General features: G+C 69.9%; 1 protein-coding gene. It reads left to right on the plus strand.

The genetic code is table 11. The features are described 5' to 3' along the window. The coding region (locus ACIPUB_RS20110; protein ID WP_407609000.1) for an ATP-binding protein at positions 1–553 on the plus strand (553 nt) is incomplete at its 5' end. Positions 554–574: the final 21 nt, after the last annotated feature.

Consider the following 574-nt stretch of genomic DNA (forward strand, 5'->3'; position numbering starts at 1 on the left):
GCTCACCCTGCACCGGGCATCCGGCACCGCCAGCTACCCGGCACGGTTCCAGCTCCTGCTGGCCGCCAACCCGTGTCCGTGCGGGCGGAACCTGGGTAAGGGCACCGACTGCACCTGTACCCCGATGCAGCGCCGCCGCTACTTGGCCAGGCTCTCGGGTCCGCTGCTTGACCGCATCGACATGCAGCTCTTCGTTCCGCAGCTCTCTGCCCGGGAACTGGCCGGGCGTGGAACCGGCGAATCCTCCGCCGTGGTCGCGGCGCGCGTGGGCGAGGCCCGTACGGCGGCACGTGATCGGCTCAAGCGCTGGGGTATTGGCACCAACGCGGAAGTGCCCGGATCGATCCTGCGCAACGAGCTGCGACTGCTGAGGGCCACCCTGGCCGGACTGAACCGGGCCACGGAGTCGCTGCGGCTCAGCGCACGCGGCTACGACAGGGTGCTGCGCATCGCGTGGTCAATCGCCGACCTGAACTCCCACGCCTGCCCCACGTCGGACGACGTCGATGTGGCCATCCAGCTGCGCCAGCACGGCAAGGGCGACGTGGGATAGCCTCGTTCGCCGAGGAATGCC

It is taken from the genome of Paeniglutamicibacter sp. ORCA_105, assembly GCF_045798545.1.
GTDB lineage: Bacteria > Actinomycetota > Actinomycetes > Actinomycetales > Micrococcaceae > Paeniglutamicibacter > Paeniglutamicibacter sulfureus.